Origin of the sequence: Salipiger sp. (genome assembly GCF_048261495.1) — a bacterium.
Lineage (GTDB): Bacteria > Pseudomonadota > Alphaproteobacteria > Rhodobacterales > Rhodobacteraceae > Salipiger.
This window is the reverse complement of the sequence record NZ_JBLXFX010000002.1, coordinates 451,031-469,609: the sequence shown is the minus strand read 5'-3', so window position 1 is coordinate 469,609 and position 18,579 is coordinate 451,031. Positions and strand designations below refer to the sequence as shown.

Here is an 18,579-nt window from a genome sequence, read left to right as displayed (position 1 = left end):
GACATGGCCACGATCGTACTTTCCGCGGTGGGCGCGGCTGTTGGCAGCGCCTTCGGCGGCACCGTTCTCGGGCTTTCCATGACGGCGGTCGGACGCTTTGTCGGTGCCAGCCTCGGGCGGGCCATCGACCAGCGGCTGATGGGGCAGGGTGCGGATACGGTCGAGACCGGCAAGGTGGAACGCTTCCGCCTGACCGGGGCCGGTGAGGGTGTTGCCATCGCACAGGTCTACGGGCGGATGCGCGTGGGCGGTCACGTGATCTGGGCGACCGAGTTCAAGGAACACGTGAAGAAGAAAAAGACCGGCGGCGGCAAGGGGGCGCCTTCCGGTCCGACGGTCAAGTCCTTCAGCTATTCGGTGAGCCTGGCCCTCGCTCTGTGCGAAGGCGAGATCACCGCCGTCAACCGAGTCTGGGCGGATGGGGCGGAGATTCCGCTTTCGGATCTGAACATGCGTGTCTATGCCGGGTCCGCCGATCAGGAGCCGGATCCGAAGATGGAAGCGGTCGAGGGCACCGGGTTCGTTCCGGCCTATCGCGGCACCGCCTACGTGGTGATCGAGGATCTGATGCTGGAGCGGTTCGGCAATCGTGTTCCGCAGTTTTCCTTCGAGGTGACCCGGCCCGAACAGACCGATACGGATGACGTGCCCCATTGCGTGCGGGGCGTCGCGCTGATCCCAGGCACCGGGGAATATGCGCTGGCTACGGAGCCCGTGCATCTTTCATACGGAGGTGGCGCAAGCGGGGTGGTCAACGTCAACTCTCCTTCGGAGCAGCCGGATTTCAACACCGCGCTGGACCAGTTGACCGACGAGTTGCCGGACTGCGGGGCTGCCTCCCTCGTGGTAAGCTGGTTCGGCAGCGATCTGCGCTGCGGCAGTTGCGAGATCAAGCCGAAGATCGAGCAGGCCGAGTTCGACGCCGAGCGGATGCCATGGCGCGTTTCCGGCCTGTCGCGGGCGGAGGCGGAGTTGGTGCCCCGTCAGGACGACCGGCCCATCTATGGCGGAACCCCCGCCGATGCGAGCGTGGTGCAGGCGATCCGGCGGATGACGGATCAGGGTCTGGCCGTCACCTTCTACCCGTTCATCCTGATGGATCAGCTCGACGGAAACGGTTTGAGCGATCCCTGGAGCGGCGCGGCGGATCAGCCGGCGCTGCCCTGGCGCGGACGGGTTACCCTGAGCGCGGCGCCGGGGCGCGCGAATTCACCGGACGGCACGGCGGTGGCGGCCGTCGAGGTTGCCGCCTTCTTCGGTACGGCCGCGCCTGCGGATTTTGCCGTGGCGGACGGGGTCGTCACCTACAGCGGCCCGGCCGAATGGTCCTATCGCCGGTTCATCCTGCATCAGGCGGCGCTTTGCGCGGCCGCGGGCGGGGTGGATGCCTTTTGCATCGGGTCCGAGATGCGGTCGCTCACCCGGATCCGGGATGACAGCGGCTTCCCGGCGGTCGCCGCCCTGCGGGCCCTTGCGGCGGATTGCCGGGTGTTGCTGGGGGCCGGTGTCAGGATCGGCTATGCCGCCGACTGGACGGAATATTTCGGCTACCATCCTCAGGACGGATCGGGGGACGTGTACTTCCACCTCGATCCGCTCTGGTCCGACCCCGAGATCGACTTCATCGGTATCGACAACTACATGCCGCTCGCCGACTGGCGGGACGAGGAGGGCCACGCGGATCAGCATTGGGGGGCGATCCACAATGCCGACTACCTCATGGCCAACGTGGCCGGAGGAGAGGGGTTCGATTGGTACTATCCCACCCCCGAAGCACGGGAGGCCCAGCGGCGCGATCCCATCGAGGACGGCGCGGATGGCGAGCATTGGGTGTTCCGCTACAAGGATATCCGAGGCTGGTGGAGCAACCTGCACCACGACCGCATCGGCGGTGTGCGCCAGCCGGAACCGACCGCCTGGGAACCGGGCTCGAAGCCGGTCTGGTTCACCGAGGTCGGCTGCGCGGCGGTGGACAAGGGCGCGAACCAGCCCAACACGTTCTTGGATCCGAAATCTTCGGAAAGCGATCTTCCTCATTATTCCAACGGCTTGCGCGATGATCTCATGCAGCGCCAGTATCTTCGCGCGATCCATGCCTATTGGAACGACCCCGCCAACAACCCGGTTTCGGAGGTCTACGGGGCGCCGATGGTCGACATGGCGCGCACCTTTGTCTGGGCCTGGGATGCACGTCCCTATCCCTGGTTTCCGGGGCTGGACAGCCTCTGGTCCGACGGCGGCAACTACCGGCGGGGACATTGGCTGACGGGACGGGCGTCGGCGCGGACGCTGGCCTCGGTGGTTTCCGAGATCTGTGTCCGCGCGGGGCTGGACGACCACGACGTGAGCGGCCTTCACGGCTGGGTGCGGGGCTATGTGGTCGACAGCACCGGCAATGCGCGCCGTGCGCTGCAGTCGCTGATGCTGGCGCACGGCTTCGACGCGGTCGAACGCGACGGTGTGCTGTGCTTCGTCATGCGGCGCGGCACCGGTGCGGTGGATATCGACCCGGCGGAGTTTGCCGTCAGCGACGAGATCGGCAGCCCCATGGTCGAGACCAGGGTGAGCGAGGCCGAGATGGCCGGGCGGGTCCGGGTCCGTTTCGTGGAGGCCGACGGCGATCACGCCATCGCCGCCGAGGAGACCGTCCTGCCGGACGAGGAAACCCATGCGGTGGCCGAAACCGATCTGCCGATGACCCTGACCCGCCGCGAGGGTCGGATGACGGTGGAGCGCTGGCTGGCCGAGGCGCGGGTGGCGCGCGAGACGCTGCGCTTTGCGCTGCCCCCGTCGCGGCTGGACCTTCGCGCGGGCGATGTGGTTTCGCTGCCGGCGGCCTCGGGGCGGACGCTGGCGCGGATCGACCGTGTCGAGATCGGCCAGCATCAGATCCTCGAAGCGGTGCGCATCGAGCCGGATGTCTACCACCCTGCGGATTTCCCCGAGGATGTGCCGGGCCTGCGTCCCTTCACGCCCGCGGTTCCGGTCATGCCGGTGTTCATGGACCTGCCGCTCATGACGGGGGGGGAGGTGGAACATGCCCCCCATATCGCGATCACGGCCGAGCCCTGGCCGGGGAGTGTGGCGATCTACGACTCGGCCGAGGATGCGGACTATGCGCTGAACGAGATCATCGCCGCGCAGTCGGTGATCGGCGTCACGGAGACGCCGCTGTTTGCCGCGCCGCCGGGGCGGATCGACCGGGGCCCCCTTGTGCAGGTGAAGTTGTTCTCGGGCATGATGGAGTCGATTTCGGACACCGCGCTTCTGGCGGGCGGCAACCTCGTCGCGATCGGGGACGGCAGCCCCGGTGCCTGGGAGCTGTTCCAGTTCCGCGACGCGCAGCTTGTCGGAACCCGCACCTGGACCCTGACCCACAGGCTGCGCGGGCAGTTCGGCAGCGACGGCATCATGCCCGAGGTCTGGCCCACAGGATCGCTGGTCGTGGCGCTCGACGGGGCACCGCAGCAGATAGCGCTGGCCGCCATGGCACGGCGTCTATCCCGCCACTACCGGATCGGACCGGCGCAACGGGGTTACGACGATCCGTCCTACAGGCACCAAGTCCATGCCTTCGACGGCAATGGGCTGCGGCCCTACCGCCCGGCCCATCTGCGCGCGGTGGCATCGGGGGGAACGCAGTCCCTGTCCTGGATTCGCCGCAGCCGCATCGACGCCGACAGTTGGGACACGACCGAGGTCCCGCTGGGCGAGGACAGCGAAAGCTACCTGCTGCGGATCATGCAGGCTGGCGCGCCCATCCGTGAAGCCACGGTGTCGCAGTCTGCCTGGACCTACGATCCCGGCGCGGACGGGCTGACGGGCCCCTACGAAGTGCAGGTCGCCCAGCTCTCGGCCCGGTTCGGCGCGGGTCCCTTTGCCAGGCTGGAGCTCGAGGCATGAAGCCCGTGATGCACGGCGACCTGGTCGCCGCCGCGCGCGCCCTTCTGGCGGCCGCGCCGGGCGCGCGGTGGCGGTTGGCACGGGATCTCGTGGCCCGCGCGGATGCGGCGGACCGATTTCTCGACCGTCACGGCCGCGTTCACCCGGAGTGGGGCAACGGAACGCTCATGGCGGCGGCGCTGGTCCTGCCGCTGGCGCCGGAACCTCGCATCGACCAGCCCGTCTATGCCGACTGCATGATCCTCGTGCTCGAGGCGCTGCGTGCGCGGCGCCTTCCCGGCGGCGCACTCCCTTTGGAAGACGGTCCCGTTGAGCAACGCCCCGGCGCGGGCCTCGCGGCCGGTGATTTTCGGGAGCGATCGCCGTGCTGCACGGGACCGTGACCCGATCCATAAGTCTCTCCGATTGCGTCCATCAAGCATTTGCGTTTCAAAGGCGGAACCCTATCTGCTATGACTACGGCGTCGAACGGAGGAACAGTGATGGCTGAAACGCGCGCCAAGATCGCCGAACTGGATCCGGTCTGGACCCGCATCATGCGCGAGGCGGAAGAGGCCGTGGGCGGGGAACCGCTGCTCGGCGGGTTGGTCCATACCTCCGTGCTGCATCATTCCAGCATCGAGGGCGCTCTGGCCTTCCGCATCTCGATGAAGCTCACCAACGGCGAGATGTCCGAACAGATCCTGCGCGAGATCTGCGATCAGGCCTACGGCTCCGATGCCTCGCTGGCGATGTCTGCGCGGGCCGACATCCGGGCGATCTACGAACGCGATCCGGCCTGCCACCGCTACCTGCAGCCGCTGCTGTTCTTCAAGGGCTTCCAGGCGGTGCAGAGCCAGCGCGTGGCCCATTGGCTCTGGGGGCAGGGACGCAAGGACCTGGCCTACTTCTTCCAGATGCGCTCGTCCGAAGTCTTCGGCGTCGACATTCATCCGGCGGCCAGGATCGGTCAGGGGATCATGATCGACCATGCCCATTCCATCGTCATCGGCGAAACCGCGGTGGTCGGAAACGACGTCTCGATCCTGCATTCGGTGACCCTGGGCGGCACCGGCAAGGAGGACGAGGACCGGCACCCAAAGATCGGCGATGGCGTGCTGATCGGCGCCGGGGCGAAGGTGCTCGGCAATATCCGGGTCGGCGCGCGATCCCGGATCGCGGCGGGCTCGGTCGTGCTGACGGATGTGCCGCCCTGCAAGACCGTGGCGGGTGTGCCCGCCAAGATCGTCGGCGAAGCCGGCTGCGATCAGCCGTCGCGCGACATGAACCAGAGGCTCACCGGCTGCCGCTGCGACGAGTGAGGCCGGCCAAGGGGCAAAAGTTTTTCAAAACTTTTGCAAATTCCTTGAAGGAATTTGCGGCGCAGACCTCGGCCTTCACGCGGCCGGTATGATGTTGCGCATGCGGATGACGTGGCGGGATTCGTACCACGCCACCCCCAGCACCGCGATTCCGCCGACGGCCAGCGCCGCGCCGACATGGCCGGTCGAGGCCCATCCGTGGCCCGCGGCCAGGGCAAGGCCCGCCAGCCAGGGACCCAGAGCATTGGCCGCGTTGAATGCCGCATGATTGAGCGCGGCGGCGAGGGTCTGTGCATCTCCCGCAACGTCCATCAGACGCATCTGCAGCGGGATCACCAGGCCCGCGGTCGTCCCCAGGATGAAGATCGTGGCGGTCATCGCGATCCAGTTCCCCATGACCGCGGCGTAGAGGATCGACGTTGCGACCATCCCGATCAGCAGCACCAGTGCGCCGCCGAAATGCGACCAGTTGGCCAGCCGTCCGGCGATCACGTTGCCGAGCGTCGCGCCCAATCCGAAGGCCGACAGGGCCAGCGGGATCGCCCAGCCCGGCGCCTGCGCGGCGGCGATCATCGCGGCGGAGAGGTAGGAATAGACCGCGAAGACCGCGCCGAAGCCGACGGCCCCCACGGCCAGCGTCAGCCAGACCGCCCGGTTGGACAGCGCCGAAAGCTCTCTCAGCGGATTGGCGGCGGGGCCGGTCTGCGTGGCCGGCGCGACGCGGGCGATCATCGCCGCCGATGCGGCGGCCAGCACCGCCACGATGACGAAACACCAGCGCCAGCCGAAGCTCTGCCCGATGGCGCCGGCGATCGGCACGCCGATCACGTTGGCCACCGTCAGCCCCATGAGGATCTGCGCCACGCCCGAGGCCTTGCGGCCTTCGGGTGCCAGCGCCGCTGCCGTCAGCATCGAGATCCCCAGGAAGGCGCCGTGCGGCAGCCCGGCGAGAAAGCGCGAGGCGACCAAAGCGCCGAGGCCGGTCGACAGGGCCGAGGCCACATTGGCCAAGCCGAAGACCGCGATCAGCAGGATCAGCAGCAGCTTGCGCGGCAGGTAGCTTCCCAGCACCGCCAGCACGGGTGCGCCGACCACCACGCCGATGGCATAGGCGCTGACCGCATGGGCGGCCCGCGGTTCGGACACGCCCAGATCGGTGGCGTAGTAGGGCAGCAACCCCATGGCCGCGAACTCCGCGACGCCGATGGCGAAGGCGCCGAGCGCGAGGGAGAGAATCGTCAGACGCGCCTGACGGTCGAGGTAAGCCATGAAAAGCTCCGATGTTCGGGGGCCATGCCGTGGCAGCGGATGCTGCAATGCGGCAAGGAACGTTTTCACGGATGTTATGGTTTGGTCGCGCAATCGCAAGGGCCGCCTCTGCAAGGTCGGCATGAGGCCCTTGCATGGCTGGCGTGAAAAGGCCCGCCCCGGGACGGGGGCGGGCCTGATCCTGTCGGATCCGGTGCGGATCAGGCGAGCATCAGCATCGGGTTCTCGAGGTTGTCGACGATGGCCTTGAGCAACTCGGCCCCCAGTGCGCCGTCGATGACCCGGTGATCGACCGAGAGCGTCACCGACATCACCGTGGCCACGGTCAGTTCGCCGTCGGCGCCGACGACCGGCTTCTTCACCCCCGCGCCCACGGCGAGGATCGCCCCGTGCGGCGGGTTGATGACGGCGTCGAAATTGTCGATCCCGAACATCCCGAGGTTGGAGATTGCGAAGGTGCCGCCGACATATTCATGCGGCGCGAGCTTCTTGTTGCGGGCGCGGCCCGCAAGGTCCTTCATCTCGGCGGAAAGCGCCGAGAGCGACTTCATCTCGGCATCCTTCAGCACCGGGGTGAACAGCCCGCCGTCCACGGCAACCGCAACCGCCACGTCCGAGGGCTTCAGCTTCAGCATCCGGTCGCCCGCCCAGACGGCATTGGCATCGGGCACGGCCTGCAGCGCGTTGGCGCAGGCCTTGATGACGAAGTCGTTCACCGACAGCTTCACGCCGCGTCCTTCGAGCTGCTTGTTGAGCTGGCCGCGGAACTTCAGCAGCGCGTCGAGCCGGATGTCGCGGCGCAGGTAGAAATGCGGAATGGTCTGCTTGGCCTCGGTGAGGCGGGCAGCCACGGTCTTGCGCATCCCGTCGAGCTTGACCTCCTCGTAGTCGCGGCCCTCGTACATGCGCTTGACCTGATCGGCCCCGGCGCTCTGCGGCATCGCGGCGGCGGGTGCGGCGGCCTTGGCGGCGGGGGCTTCGGTGGCGGCAGCCGGGGCGGCTGCGGCGCCCGGCGTCGCGCTCTCCACGTCGGCCTTCACGATGCGTCCATGCGGACCCGAGCCCTTGACCCCGGCCAGGTCGAGACCCTTTTCGGCCGCGATCCGCCGTGCCAGGGGCGAGGCGAAGATGCGCGTGCCGTCCGCCGAGGCGGGCGCGGCCGGGGCAGGGGTGGCGGGCTTCTCGGAGCCCCCGGAGGGGGCCGCCTCGGCGCCCGCGTCGGACGCCTTCGGCGCCTCCGGAGCAGGTGTCGACGCCGGAGCGGAGGCGATGTCGTCGGCGCTTTCGCCCTCTTCGAGGAGGATGGCGATGGGGGTGTTGACCTTGACCCCCTCGGACCCCTCGGCGATCAGGATCTTTCCGATGGTGCCTTCGTCGACGGCCTCGAATTCCATCGTGGCCTTGTCGGTCTCGATCTCGGCGAGGATGTCGCCGGAACTCACGGTATCGCCTTCCTTGACCAGCCATTTGGCCAGCGTGCCTTCCTCCATGGTCGGCGACAGGGCGGGCATCAGGATTTCGGTGGGCATGTCTCTAGCTCTCCTCGGCGAGGGTCACGAGATCACAGGGCGGGCGCGGTTTCCGCGCCCCGGCCAGTGCGATCACGGCTTTCTCCAGTTTGCCGCGATGGGCGGCGATCCATTCGTAGGCCTCCTGATGGCTCGGGCGCTGCCCGGGCCGCAGGCTCTCCATGAGGCATTCGGGAACGAAGGCCGTGACCGCGCGGCCCCCCGTGTCCACCCGGACACGGTAGGCCCCGCGCGCCACGTCGCGCCCGATGACCTCGACCGGGCTCACCGGTAGGTCACCTGCTTCACCGCCTCGATCACCTCGGCGGTGGTGATGAGCGCATGCTTCTCGAGGTTGGCCGCATAGGGCATCGGCACATCCTTCCCGGTGCAGTTGATCACCGGAGCATCGAGATAGTCGAAGGCGTTCATCATGATGTAGGACGACAGGTGGTTGCCGATGGCACCCACCGGGAAGCCCTCCTCGACGGTCACGCAGCGGTTGGTCTTCTTCACCGAAGCGATCAGCGTCCCGTAGTCGATGGGACGCAGCGTGCGCAGGTCGATGACCTCGGCGTCGATCCCGTCTTCCGCAAGCTTTTCAGCCGCTTCCAGCGCGTACTGCATGCCGATGCCGAAGCTGACGAGGGTGACGTCCTTGCCCTCGCGCCAGATCTTCGCCTTGCCGAAGGGCACGGTGAAATCGTCCATCACCGGCACGTCGAAGGTGCGCCCGTAGAGGATCTCGTTCTCGAGGAAGATCACCGGGTTCGGATCGCGGATGGCCGACTTCAGCAGGCCCTTCGCATCCGCCGCCGAATAGGGCATGGCGACCTTGAGGCCGGGGATCATCGCGTACCATGCCGCGTAATCCTGGCTGTGCTGCGCGCCCACGCGCGCCGCCGCGCCGTTCGGGCCGCGGAACACCATCGGCGCCCCCATCTGCCCGCCGGACATGTACAGCGTCTTGGCCGCCGAGTTGATGATGTGGTCGATGGCCTGCATCGCGAAGTTGAAGGTCATGAATTCCACGACCGGCTTCAACCCGCCGAAGGCCGCGCCGACGCCGATCCCGGCAAAGCCGTGCTCGGTGATCGGCGTGTCGATCACGCGCTTGTCGCCGAATTCCGCCAGCAGGCCCTGGGTCACCTTGTAGGCGCCCTGGTACTCCGCCACTTCCTCGCCCATGACGAAGACGCCGGGGTCCGAGCGCATCTCCTCGGCCATCGCGTCCCGCAGCGCCTCGCGCACGGTCTGGGTCTTCATCTCCGTGCCCTCGGGCCAGTCGGGAGAGGCCGCGGCCGCTGGAACCTTGCTCTCGGGTTCGGGCGCGGCGGCCCTGGCCTCCGCCTTCGGGGCCTCCTCGGCGGCGGCCGGGGCCGGGGCGGCGGCATCCTCGACGCTCTCGCCCTCTTCGACCAGCACCGCGATGGGCGTGTTCACCTTCACCCCCTCGGAGCCCTCGGCCACGAGGAGCTTGCCGACGATGCCCTCATCGACCGCCTCGAACTCCATCGTCGCCTTGTCGGTCTCGATCTCGGCGAGGATATCGCCCGACGACACCGTGTCGCCCTCTTTCACCAGCCATTTGGCCAGCGTGCCTTCCTCCATGGTCGGAGACAGCGCGGGCATGAGAATCTGTGTAGCCATCTGGTCTGCTCCCCCTCAGCTTTTCACCGCGTCGCCCTGCGGGATCGCAGAGGCGTAGATGTCGGTCCAGAGCTCCTCGAGCGCGGGCTCGGGGCTTTCCTTCGCGAAATCGGCGGACTTGTTGACGATGTCCTTGATGTTCTTGTCGATCGCCTTGAGGTCGTCCTCGGTGGCGTGCTTGCCCTCGATCAGCATGCTGCGCACGTTCTCGATCGGGTCGCGCTCCTCGCGCATCTTCTGCACCTCCTCGCGGGTCCGGTACTTGGCCGGGTCCGACATGGAATGGCCGCGATAGCGGTAGGTCTTGATCTCGAGGATGTAGGGACCGTCGCCGGCGCGGCAATGCGCCACCGCCTTCTCGCCCGCCGCCTTGACCGCCAGCACGTCCATGCCGTCGACGATCTCGCCGGGAATGCCGAAGGGGGTGCCGCGGGTGTGGATGTCCTCGGTCGAGGTCGAGCGCTTCTGCGAGGTGCCCATGGCGTACTGGTTGTTCTCGATCACGAAAACCACCGGAAGCTTCCAGAGCGCCGCCATGTTGAAGGTCTCGTAGACCTGGCCCTGGTTCGCGGCGCCGTCGCCGAAATAGGTGAAGGTCACGCGCTTGTTGTCGAGATACTTGTCGGCAAAGGCAAGGCCCGCGCCCAGCGGCACCTGCGCACCCACGATGCCGTGCCCGCCGTAGAAATGCTTCTCCCGGCTGAACATGTGCATGGAGCCGCCCTTGCCCTTGGAATAACCGCCCTCGCGGCCGGTGAGCTCGGCCATGACGCCGTTCGGATCCATGCCGCAGGCCAGCATGTGACCGTGGTCGCGGTACGAGGTGATGCGCTTGTCACCCTCTTCCGCCGCCGCTTCGAGCCCGACGACGACGGCCTCCTGGCCGATGTACAGGTGACAGAACCCGCCGATGAGCCCCATGCCATACAGCTGGCCGGCCTTCTCTTCGAAGCGCCGGATCAGAAGCATGTCATGATAATACTGCTTGAGCTCCTCGGGCGAGACATTGGGCTTGGCGGCTGGTTTGCGTGCGGCCATGTCATCTCCTCCAGGTAGATAGTTTAGTGTTAAACTTTCCCTCACACTAGTGCCAGCCAGCCCGCGTGTCAAAGCCCTCCCGCAGGCATTCGCCATATTTCTTCGCCTCGGGGGCCCCACCGCCATGCCGCCGCGACACCGCTGCCGCCGGGCAACGGGCTTCTTCGGTTCGAAAATATCCCGGGTGGGGAATGGCCCGGCACGGGCCGGGGGAGGGCAGCGCCCTCCCGATCCGCCGCGGGCCGCCAAAGGCGGACGGCGGCACGACAGGCACGCGCAGCGTTCCTGAAGATCAGCCAACCGAAAGAGAAAACGGGTCCGCCGGAACGCGGATTCAGCGCACCACGATCTCGTCCGACCGCATCAGACCCAGGACATCGCGCGCCTGTTCGTCGAGCAGGTCCAGGTCGAGATAGTCGTCCGACAGCCGCCGGGTGAGATTTTCCATGCGGTCCACGTCGCGCTCGATACCGGCAAGCTCCGCGGCCAGACGCTCGCCCTCGATCACGATCTCGGCGCGACGGAACACGCCGAAATCCCCCTGCACGGCGGCAAAGGTGAAATAGGCCGACAGGCTGAGGGTGATGCCGGCGTAGATCAGCACGCCGAAGGCCGGTTTGCGCCGCGCGCTCATTTGGAAACTCGCTCGTGATCTGCCTCGGAACCGCCCCTCTTCGCGGGGACGTCCGATGACTATGGCACAAGTGATTCGCAAAGGGAATCCCCCGAACGGGGGATTCGCCCGAATGTGATCGCAGCCGGGGCGCGCCGGCCCCGGCGCCGCCCTCAGCCGAGCGCCGCGACCCCCGGCAGCTCCTTGCCTTCCATCCATTCGAGGAAGGCGCCGCCCGCGGTCGAGATATAGGTGAAATCCTCCGCCGCACCGGCCTTGTTCAGCGCGGCAACCGTGTCGCCGCCCCCGGCGACCGAAACCAGCCCGCCGTTCAGCGTCGCCTTCGCCGCATGGGCGGCGGCGGCATTGGTGGCGGCGTCGAAGGGCGCGATCTCGAAGGCGCCGAGCGGGCCGTTCCAGATCAGTGTTTCGGCCCGGTCGATGGCGGCATTGACCGCCTCGACCGACTCGGGTCCGGCGTCGAGGATCATGGCATCCGACGGGCAGGCATCCGCGGCCACGGTTTCCGAGGGCGCGTTCTCGCGGAATTCGCGGGCCACGACCACGTCCGCGGGCAGCAGGATCTCGCAGCCCGCCGCGGCGGCCTTGCCGAGGATCTCGCGGGCGGTGTCGGCCATCTCGTGCTCGCAGAGCGATTTGCCGACGTCCAGTCCCTGCGCCGCGAGAAAGGTGTTGGCCATGCCGCCGCCGATCACCAGCATGTCGACCTTTTCCACCAGATTGCCCAGCAGTTCGAGCTTTGACGACACCTTGGCGCCGCCGACCACCGCCAGCACCGGCCGTTTCGGCGACCCGAGCGCGGCGTCCAGCGCCTCGAGCTCGGCCTGCATCAGGCGGCCGGCGCAGGAGGGCAGCAGGTGCGCCAGCGCGGCGGTGGAACTGTGCGCGCGATGCGCGGCGGAAAAGGCGTCGTTGCAATAGATGTCGCCGAGCGCCGCGTAGCGCCGTGCCAGATCCTCGTCGTTGCGTTCCTCGCCGGGTTCGAAGCGGGTGTTCTCCAACAGCACCACCTCGCCCTCGCCGCAGGCCGCGATCACCGCGTCGGCGCCGTCCAGCGGGGTGAAATGCACCTTGGTTCCGAAGGCCGCCTCGAGCGCGGGCACCAGCATCTCCAGCGACATCTCCGGCACCACCTTGCCCTTGGGGCGGCCGAAATGCGCCAGCAGCACCGGCCTTGCGCCGCGCGACAGGATGTCCTGCACGGTCGGGGCGATCCGTTCGATGCGGGTCGCATCGGTCACCACGCCGTCTTCCACCGGCACGTTGATATCGACGCGCAGCAGCACCCGTTTGCCGTCCAGGTCCATGTCGTCGAGGGTTTTCCAGGTCATTCCCATCTCCCGTCATCTTCGGTCCCGGTCTGCCCCGGGCTCACGCGCGCGTCAATGCGATGGCGTCCCTCTCTTGGCAATCGCGCGACGGAAGGCTATCTGAAGCCGCAAACACACATGCCTGAGGGAGCGATGCGACATGGCCGAGATCAAGGACCCCGAGAACACCATCGTGATGGAGCTGAAGGACGGCACCGTCACCATCGAACTGCTGCCCGACATCGCGCCCAAGCACGCGGAGCGCATGAAGGAGCTGGCCCGCGCCGGAGCCTATGACAACGTCTGCTTTCACCGCGTGATCGACGGCTTCATGGCCCAGACCGGCGATGTCGAGCACGGCAACATGGAAAACGACTTCAACCTGCGCCGCGCCGGCACGGGCGGATCGGACCTGCCGGACCTCCCGGCGGAGTTCTCGGGCATCCCGCACGACCGCGGCACCCTGGGCGCGGCCCGGTCGCAGAACCCGAACTCGGCCAACTCGCAGTTCTTCATCAACTTCAAGGACAACCATTTCCTGAACCGCCAGTACACGGTCTACGGCCGCGTGATCTCGGGGATGGAGCATGTGGACTCGATCACGCGCGGCGAGCCGCCCTCGACGCCGGACCGCATGATTTCGGTAAAGGTCGCCTCCGATGCGTAAACTCGCCCTGATCCTTGCCCTGGCAGGATCGCCCGTCCTCGCGGACGGTCTCGACGTCACGGTCTCGGGGGAGGGCGCCAACGGCACCTTCCACATCGAGCTGTTCGACGATGTCGCCCCCCAGCACGCGGCCCGGATCGAGGCCCTGGCCAAGGCCGGCGCCTATGACGGCGTGGTCTTTCACCGGGTGATCGACGGCTTCATGGCCCAGACCGGCGATGTGGAATTCGGCAAGTCGGGCGGGGACATGCGCCTGGCCGGAACCGGCGGGTCGGACATGCCCGACCTCAAGGCCGAGTTCTCGGACAGGTCCTTCGGTCGCGGAGCGGTCGGCATGGCACGTTCGCAGGATCCGAATTCCGCCAATTCGCAGTTCTTCATCATGTTCGCCCCGGCGCCGCATCTGAACGGCCAATATACCGTCGTGGGCGAGGTGACCTCGGGCATGGATGTGGTCGACGCGATCAAGCGCGGCACCGGGCGCAACGGCGCGGTGATCGGCCAGCCCGACCAGATGGTGAGCGTGAAGGTCACCAACTGATCGGGTGATCCGCATAGCGGTGCGCTGACGCGCGCATCCCCTGCTTGCGGCCGTCTTTGCCGGCCGCAAGCGTGTTCAGGAGGGCGCTGCCCTCCTCCGGCCCGTGCCGGGCCGTTCACCTCCCGGGATATTTCGGAACCGAAGAAGCCGGGCGGGGCGCGGGGCCGGGGCAGGTCTGTGCTTGAGATGCGGTGCCGGACGCGGTAAACGGCGCCGGATCGCCCGAACGGGCCGCCTTCCTCACCGCGCCACGCAGGCCGCCCTGAAAGTCCATGACATGAAGTTTCTCGATCTCGCCAAGGTCTACATCCGTTCCGGCAGCGGCGGGAACGGCTCCGTCTCGTTCCGGCGGGAGAAGTTCATCGAGTTCGGCGGTCCGGACGGCGGCGACGGCGGGCGCGGCGGCGATGTCCGGGTCGAGGCGGTGGACGGGCTCAACACGCTGATCGATTTCCGCTACCAGCAGCATTTCTTTGCCCAGAACGGGCAGGGTGGCATGGGGCGCCAGCGCACCGGCAAGGATGGCGAGGACATTCTCCTGCGGGTCCCCGTGGGGACGGAAATTCTCGACGAGGACGAGGAGACGGTGCTGGCGGATCTGGCCGAGCTCGGTCAGAGCGTGCTTCTGGCGAAGGGCGGCAACGGCGGCTGGGGCAACCTGAGGTTCAAGACCTCGACCAACCAGGGTCCGCGACGGGCCAATCCGGGCCAGCCGGGGGTGGAGCGCACGATCTGGCTGCGGCTGAAGCTGATCGCCGATGTGGGCCTGCTGGGGCTGCCGAACGCGGGGAAGTCGACCTTTCTTGCCGCGACCTCGAACGCGCGGCCGAAGATCGCCGACTATCCCTTCACCACGCTGCATCCCAACCTCGGGGTGGTGGGCGTGGACGGGCGCGAATTCGTGGTCGCGGACATTCCCGGCCTGATCGAGGGCGCGCACGAGGGGCGGGGGCTCGGGGATCTCTTCCTCGGCCACGTGGAGCGTTGCGCGGTCCTGCTGCATCTGGTGGACGGCTCCTCGGGGACGCTGCTGGAGGATTGGCGGACGATCATCGACGAGATCGAGGCCTATGGCGCGGGACTGGCCGACAAGCCGCGGGTCACGGTGTTGAACAAGATCGACACGATGGACGACGAGGAGCGGGCCTTTCTGCGTGACGAGCTTGCGGCCGTCACCGGCGGCGAGGTCATGATGATGTCCGGCGCCACCGGCGAAGGGGTGACCGAGGTGCTGCGCGCGCTGCGCTCGCATATCGACGAGGGGCGCCTGCGCGGCGGCGACGACACCGTGGAAGACGCATCTTGGCGGCCCTGAGCGCGGCGAAACGGCTGGTCGTCAAGATCGGCTCCGCGCTGCTGGTCGACCGGCACGCCGGCGCCCTGCGCACCGACTGGCTGACCTCGATCGCCGAGGACGTGGCCCGGATCAAGGCACGGGGCACGGACGTGGTGCTGGTGTCCTCGGGGTCCATCGCGCTCGGGCGCGGCATCCTCAAGCTGCCCGCCACGGCGCTGCCGCTCGAGCAATCCCAGGCCGCCGCCGCCGTCGGGCAGATCCGGCTTGCCCGCGCCTGGGAAGAGGCGCTCGCCCCGCACGGGATCACCACGGCCCAGGTTCTCGTGACGCTCGAGGACAGCGCCGACCGCCGGCGCTACCTCAACCAGCGCGCCACGATGGAGACGCTGCTGGGCTTCGGCGCCGTGCCCATCGTCAACGAGAACGACACCGTGGCGACGGACGAGATCCGCTATGGAGACAACGACCGCCTCGCCGCGCAGGTGGCGGTGACGGTCGGCGCGGACCAGCTCGTGCTGCTGTCGGACGTGGACGGGTTCTACACCGCCAACCCGGCCACCGACCCGACCGCCCGCCGCTACGACACCATCTCCGACATCACCCCCGAGATCGAGGCGATGGCCGGGGATGCGGGATCGGGCCTCTCCAAGGGCGGCATGAAGACCAAGCTCATGGCGGCGAAAACCGCCATCGCGGCGGGCTGTGCCATGGCGATCAGCGAAGGCTCGGTGATGCGACCGCTCTCGGCGCTGGAAAACGGCGCCAACGCCACCTGGTTCACCCCGCATCTGGACCCGCACGCCGCGCGCAAGCGCTGGATCGCGGCGATGAAACCCTGCGGGATCCTCGACATCGACACCGGCGCCGCCCGCGCGCTGGCCCTCGGGCGCTCGCTGCTCCCGGTCGGGGTCACGGCGGCCTCAGGGGATTTCGGGCGCGGCGATCCGGTGGTGATCCGCGACCCGCGCGGCGTCAGCCTCGGCCAGGGCCTGACCCGCTACACCGCGACCGAAGCCCGCGCCATCGCCGGCCACCAGTCTGCGGAATTCGAGACCCTTCTCGGCTACCCCGGACGCGCCGTGCTCATCCACCGCGACGACATGGCCCTCTGACCGGCCCCCGGTTTCTTCTGGCCCGAAATATCCCGGGGGAGTCGCCATCGGCGACGGGGGCAGCGCCCCCTTTGCCCCTGTCACAACCGGCGGGGCTCGGCTATAAGGGTGCTTCACCGACACGCGGGGAAGCAAGCCCATGAAAGATCTCACCGACATCCACGCCCTGATGACCGACATCGGAACCCGCGCCAGGACGGCCGCGGCGGTGCTTGCCTTCACCCCGCCAGCCCGCAAGACCGAGGCGCTGACGGCCGCCGCAACGGCGATCCGCGCGCAACGGGACGCGATCATCGCGGCCAATGCGAAGGACCTCGCCTTCGGACGTGAAAAGGGGCTCGGCCCCGCCATGATGGACCGGCTGGAACTGACGGGGGCGCGCATCGACGCCATCGCCGACAGCCTGCTGGCCATCGCCGCGCAGAAGGATCCCGTGGGCGAGGTCATCGCCGAATGGGAGCAGCCCTCGGGGCTCGGCATCCGCCGGGTGCGCACACCTCTGGGCGTGATCGGCGTGATCTACGAATCCCGCCCCAACGTGACCGCCGATGCGGGCGCGCTCTGCCTCAAGTCGGGCAACGCGGTGATCCTGCGCGGCGGCTCGGAGAGCTTCCATTCCAGCCAGGCGATCCATGCCTGCCTGGTCGAGGGGCTGCGCAGCGCCGGTCTGCCCGAGGATGCGATCCAGCTCGTCCCGACGCGCGACCGCGCGGCGGTGAGCGAATTGCTGACCATGACCGATCATGTGGACGTCATCGTCCCGCGCGGCGGCAAGGGCCTCGTCAGCCTCGTCCAGCGCGAGGCGCGGGTGCCGGTCTTTGCCCATCTCGAAGGCATCGTGCACATCTACATCGACCCCAGCGCCGACCCGGTGAAGGCGCTGAGCGTCGTGCTCAATGCCAAGACCCGGCGCACCGGAATCTGCGGCGCGGCGGAATGCCTGCTGATCCATCGCGACGCGGTCGACACCATCGGGCAGGGCGTGATCCGCGCGCTGATCGACGCCGGGGTCGAGGTGCGCGCCGACGAGGCGCTCCGGGCCGTGGCCGGGACCGCCGCGGCGGGCGAGGATGACTGGGGCCGCGAATATCTCGACAGCATCATCGCGGCCCGGGTGGTCGAGGACGAGGCCGCCGCCATCGCCCACATCCGGCGCTACGGCTCGAACCACACCGACTGCATCCTTGCCGAGGACCAGGGCGCCATCGACACCTTCGTCGAGCAGGTGGACAGCGCCATCGTCATGGTCAACGCCTCGACCCAATTCGCCGATGGCGGCGAATTCGGCATGGGGGCCGAGATCGGCATCGCCACCGGCAAGATGCACGCGCGCGGTCCGGTCGGGGCCGAGCAACTGACGAGCTTCAAATACGTGGTGCGCGCCGACGGCGCCGTGCGCGGCTGAGACCTGCGTCCTTCCCCCGTCACGGCGGGGGAAGCGAGGCCCGGATCAGGTCAGTTCGATGGTGACGGCGGCCTCTCCGGCGCTGGCCTTCATCCGGCGGTTCCGCTGTGTCGCCAGATCGGCAAGGCAGGCGAAATGCACCCGCGACGGCGGCAGGTCCTCGATCAGGCGGTCGGAGGAAAGCTGCGCCCAGATCGCCTTTTCGACATTGACACGCGGGCCGGTGGCGCTGATCCGCCAGCTCTGCTCGCCGTTGGAAATCTGCACCCGGCCGCCCTGGGGCAGCGCGCTTTCGCAGCACAGGAAGGCGAGAAACGCGAGCTGCACCTCGGGGCGCGCCTTGTCGTCGCCGATCTGCCAGTCCGCCGAAAGGCGTCCCGCGCCGCAATATTGTTCGAGCACCTTGCGGGCCTCGCGCGGGCCGATCATCTGTTCGCCGGAGGCCCGGCCGAAGGCGACGCGGAAGAAGTTGATCCGCGCCGTGGCCGAGGCGCAGCTTGCCTCGATCAGGTTCATCTCCTCGGTGCCCGGTTTTCCCGCGAGGGCGATCAGTTCGAGCCCGTTGCTGATCGCGCCGACCGGGCTCACCAGGTCATGGCACAGCCGCGAGCCTACCAACGTGGCAAGTTTGGCGCTATCGTCCCGCATGGGTCATCCTTTCAGAGGTCGTCATGAGCGAATTGAACGCATTGTTGGAGCCGGGAATGCTGGTGCGCCATCCCGAACGACCCGATTGGGGGCTGGGGCAGGTGCAATCCAACATCGGTGGTCGCATCACAGTCAACTTCCGCGAGCAAGGCAAGGTTGTTCTTGACGGCAACCGGGTATCGCTCCTGCCTGTGTTCGATGAGTGACGTGGTTACCGAAACCTAAATTACGGAGCGAGTGGTTTAGGAAAGGTTAACCCGCCGCCGGAAGGTCGCAGGGGGCGAATAGCTGTTTTC

Annotated in this window: 17 protein-coding genes; 9 read left to right on the top strand and 8 right to left on the bottom strand. The window is 67.8% G+C overall.

Annotated elements, in window-relative coordinates; translation table 11 throughout:
• Positions 1 to 3 precede the first annotated feature (3 nt).
• From ACN0RJ_RS05715 to cysE, 3 genes are all read left to right on the top strand, one after another.
• Complete coding sequence (locus ACN0RJ_RS05715) at positions 4 to 3,903, top strand: baseplate multidomain protein megatron (protein ID WP_417723663.1); 3,900 nt, start codon at positions 4 to 6, stop codon at positions 3,901 to 3,903.
• Entirely contained in the window at positions 3,900 to 4,286 is a 387-nt protein-coding gene (locus tag ACN0RJ_RS05710) for a hypothetical protein (protein ID WP_417723662.1), read from the top strand. Before ACN0RJ_RS05715 ends, ACN0RJ_RS05710 begins: the two co-directional genes overlap by 4 nt.
• A 99-nt stretch (positions 4,287 to 4,385) precedes the next feature.
• Positions 4,386 to 5,204, top strand: coding sequence for a serine O-acetyltransferase (gene cysE, locus ACN0RJ_RS05705; protein ID WP_417721223.1), 819 nt, complete (start codon positions 4,386 to 4,388; stop codon positions 5,202 to 5,204).
• A gap of 75 nt (positions 5,205 to 5,279) precedes the next feature.
• Here the strand turns inward: cysE and ACN0RJ_RS05700 are convergent, their stop codons facing one another.
• From ACN0RJ_RS05700 to ACN0RJ_RS05670, 7 genes are all read right to left on the bottom strand, one after another.
• Complete coding sequence (locus ACN0RJ_RS05700; protein WP_417721224.1) at positions 5,280 to 6,473, bottom strand: MFS transporter; 1,194 nt, start codon at positions 6,471 to 6,473, stop codon at positions 5,280 to 5,282.
• A gap of 200 nt (positions 6,474 to 6,673) precedes the next feature.
• Positions 6,674 to 8,002 carry a pyruvate dehydrogenase complex dihydrolipoamide acetyltransferase gene (locus ACN0RJ_RS05695; RefSeq protein WP_417723661.1) on the bottom strand — a complete coding sequence of 443 codons (1,329 nt, stop codon included), beginning with the start codon at positions 8,000 to 8,002 and terminating at the stop codon, positions 6,674 to 6,676.
• A 4-nt stretch (positions 8,003 to 8,006) separates the two neighbouring features.
• Positions 8,007 to 8,270: a hypothetical protein gene (locus ACN0RJ_RS05690; protein ID WP_417721226.1), complete on the bottom strand. Its 264-nt coding sequence runs from the start codon at positions 8,268 to 8,270 to the stop codon at positions 8,007 to 8,009.
• Positions 8,267 to 9,631, bottom strand: coding sequence for a pyruvate dehydrogenase complex E1 component subunit beta (locus ACN0RJ_RS05685; protein WP_417721227.1), 1,365 nt, complete (start codon positions 9,629 to 9,631; stop codon positions 8,267 to 8,269). The genes ACN0RJ_RS05690 and ACN0RJ_RS05685 overlap by 4 nt, the downstream gene beginning before the upstream one ends.
• Positions 9,632 to 9,646: 15 nt before the next feature.
• The gene (gene pdhA / locus ACN0RJ_RS05680) at positions 9,647 to 10,669 is read right to left on the bottom strand and encodes a pyruvate dehydrogenase (acetyl-transferring) E1 component subunit alpha (protein WP_417721228.1); all 1,023 of its coding nucleotides are present in this window, start codon (positions 10,667 to 10,669) and stop codon (positions 9,647 to 9,649) included.
• Positions 10,670 to 11,003: 334 nt separating this feature from the next.
• The gene (locus tag ACN0RJ_RS05675) at positions 11,004 to 11,303 is read right to left on the bottom strand and encodes an FtsB family cell division protein (protein WP_417723660.1); all 300 of its coding nucleotides are present in this window, start codon (positions 11,301 to 11,303) and stop codon (positions 11,004 to 11,006) included.
• A 152-nt stretch (positions 11,304 to 11,455) separates the two neighbouring features.
• Positions 11,456 to 12,634, bottom strand: a complete 1,179-nt coding sequence (locus ACN0RJ_RS05670; protein ID WP_417721230.1) for a phosphoglycerate kinase — start codon at positions 12,632 to 12,634, stop codon at positions 11,456 to 11,458.
• Positions 12,635 to 12,773: 139 nt separating this feature from the next.
• On the opposite strand from ACN0RJ_RS05670, the gene ACN0RJ_RS05665 reads away from it, so the two are divergent.
• From ACN0RJ_RS05665 to ACN0RJ_RS05645, 5 genes are all read left to right on the top strand, one after another.
• Positions 12,774 to 13,280 (top strand): peptidylprolyl isomerase, encoded by a 507-nt coding sequence (locus ACN0RJ_RS05665; RefSeq protein ID WP_417723659.1) that lies wholly within the window; start codon positions 12,774 to 12,776, stop codon positions 13,278 to 13,280.
• Positions 13,273 to 13,821, top strand: coding sequence for a peptidylprolyl isomerase (locus tag ACN0RJ_RS05660; protein WP_417723658.1), 549 nt, complete (start codon positions 13,273 to 13,275; stop codon positions 13,819 to 13,821). Before ACN0RJ_RS05665 ends, ACN0RJ_RS05660 begins: the two co-directional genes overlap by 8 nt.
• Positions 13,822 to 14,098: 277 nt before the next feature.
• Positions 14,099 to 15,136: a GTPase ObgE gene (obgE, locus tag ACN0RJ_RS05655; protein ID WP_417723657.1), complete on the top strand. Its 1,038-nt coding sequence runs from the start codon at positions 14,099 to 14,101 to the stop codon at positions 15,134 to 15,136.
• The gene (gene proB / locus ACN0RJ_RS05650; protein ID WP_417723656.1) at positions 15,124 to 16,230 is read left to right on the top strand and encodes a glutamate 5-kinase; all 1,107 of its coding nucleotides are present in this window, start codon (positions 15,124 to 15,126) and stop codon (positions 16,228 to 16,230) included. The genes obgE and proB overlap by 13 nt, the downstream gene beginning before the upstream one ends.
• Positions 16,231 to 16,369: 139 nt before the next feature.
• Positions 16,370 to 17,635, top strand: a complete 1,266-nt coding sequence (locus ACN0RJ_RS05645) for a glutamate-5-semialdehyde dehydrogenase (protein ID WP_417721235.1) — start codon at positions 16,370 to 16,372, stop codon at positions 17,633 to 17,635.
• A 45-nt stretch (positions 17,636 to 17,680) separates the two neighbouring features.
• Here ACN0RJ_RS05645 and ACN0RJ_RS05640 read toward each other — a convergent pair whose 3' ends face one another.
• Positions 17,681 to 18,283, bottom strand: coding sequence for a histidine phosphotransferase family protein (locus ACN0RJ_RS05640; protein WP_417723655.1), 603 nt, complete (start codon positions 18,281 to 18,283; stop codon positions 17,681 to 17,683).
• 23 nt (positions 18,284 to 18,306) lie between these two features.
• On the opposite strand from ACN0RJ_RS05640, the gene ACN0RJ_RS05635 reads away from it, so the two are divergent.
• Positions 18,307 to 18,489, top strand: coding sequence for a DUF3553 domain-containing protein (locus ACN0RJ_RS05635; RefSeq protein ID WP_417721237.1), 183 nt, complete (start codon positions 18,307 to 18,309; stop codon positions 18,487 to 18,489).
• Positions 18,490 to 18,579 lie beyond the last annotated feature (90 nt).

Coding starts and splice junctions, on each gene's coding strand:
- ACN0RJ_RS05685 (WP_417721227.1), bottom strand. CDS start 9,631: ATGGCTACACAGATTCTCATGCCCGCGCTGTCTCCGACCATGGAGGAA.
- ACN0RJ_RS05645 (WP_417721235.1), top strand. CDS start 16,370: ATGAAAGATCTCACCGACATCCACGCCCTGATGACCGACATCGGAACC.
- ACN0RJ_RS05670 (WP_417721230.1), bottom strand. CDS start 12,634: ATGACCTGGAAAACCCTCGACGACATGGACCTGGACGGCAAACGGGTG.
- ACN0RJ_RS05640 (WP_417723655.1), bottom strand. CDS start 18,283: ATGCGGGACGATAGCGCCAAACTTGCCACGTTGGTAGGCTCGCGGCTG.
- obgE (WP_417723657.1), top strand. CDS start 14,099: ATGAAGTTTCTCGATCTCGCCAAGGTCTACATCCGTTCCGGCAGCGGC.
- cysE (WP_417721223.1), top strand. CDS start 4,386: ATGGCTGAAACGCGCGCCAAGATCGCCGAACTGGATCCGGTCTGGACC.
- ACN0RJ_RS05675 (WP_417723660.1), bottom strand. CDS start 11,303: ATGAGCGCGCGGCGCAAACCGGCCTTCGGCGTGCTGATCTACGCCGGC.
- pdhA (WP_417721228.1), bottom strand. CDS start 10,669: ATGGCCGCACGCAAACCAGCCGCCAAGCCCAATGTCTCGCCCGAGGAG.
- ACN0RJ_RS05710 (WP_417723662.1), top strand. CDS start 3,900: ATGAAGCCCGTGATGCACGGCGACCTGGTCGCCGCCGCGCGCGCCCTT.
- ACN0RJ_RS05695 (WP_417723661.1), bottom strand. CDS start 8,002: ATGCCCACCGAAATCCTGATGCCCGCCCTGTCGCCGACCATGGAGGAA.
- ACN0RJ_RS05715 (WP_417723663.1), top strand. CDS start 4: ATGGCCACGATCGTACTTTCCGCGGTGGGCGCGGCTGTTGGCAGCGCC.
- ACN0RJ_RS05635 (WP_417721237.1), top strand. CDS start 18,307: ATGAGCGAATTGAACGCATTGTTGGAGCCGGGAATGCTGGTGCGCCAT.
- ACN0RJ_RS05660 (WP_417723658.1), top strand. CDS start 13,273: ATGCGTAAACTCGCCCTGATCCTTGCCCTGGCAGGATCGCCCGTCCTC.
- ACN0RJ_RS05700 (WP_417721224.1), bottom strand. CDS start 6,473: ATGGCTTACCTCGACCGTCAGGCGCGTCTGACGATTCTCTCCCTCGCG.
- ACN0RJ_RS05665 (WP_417723659.1), top strand. CDS start 12,774: ATGGCCGAGATCAAGGACCCCGAGAACACCATCGTGATGGAGCTGAAG.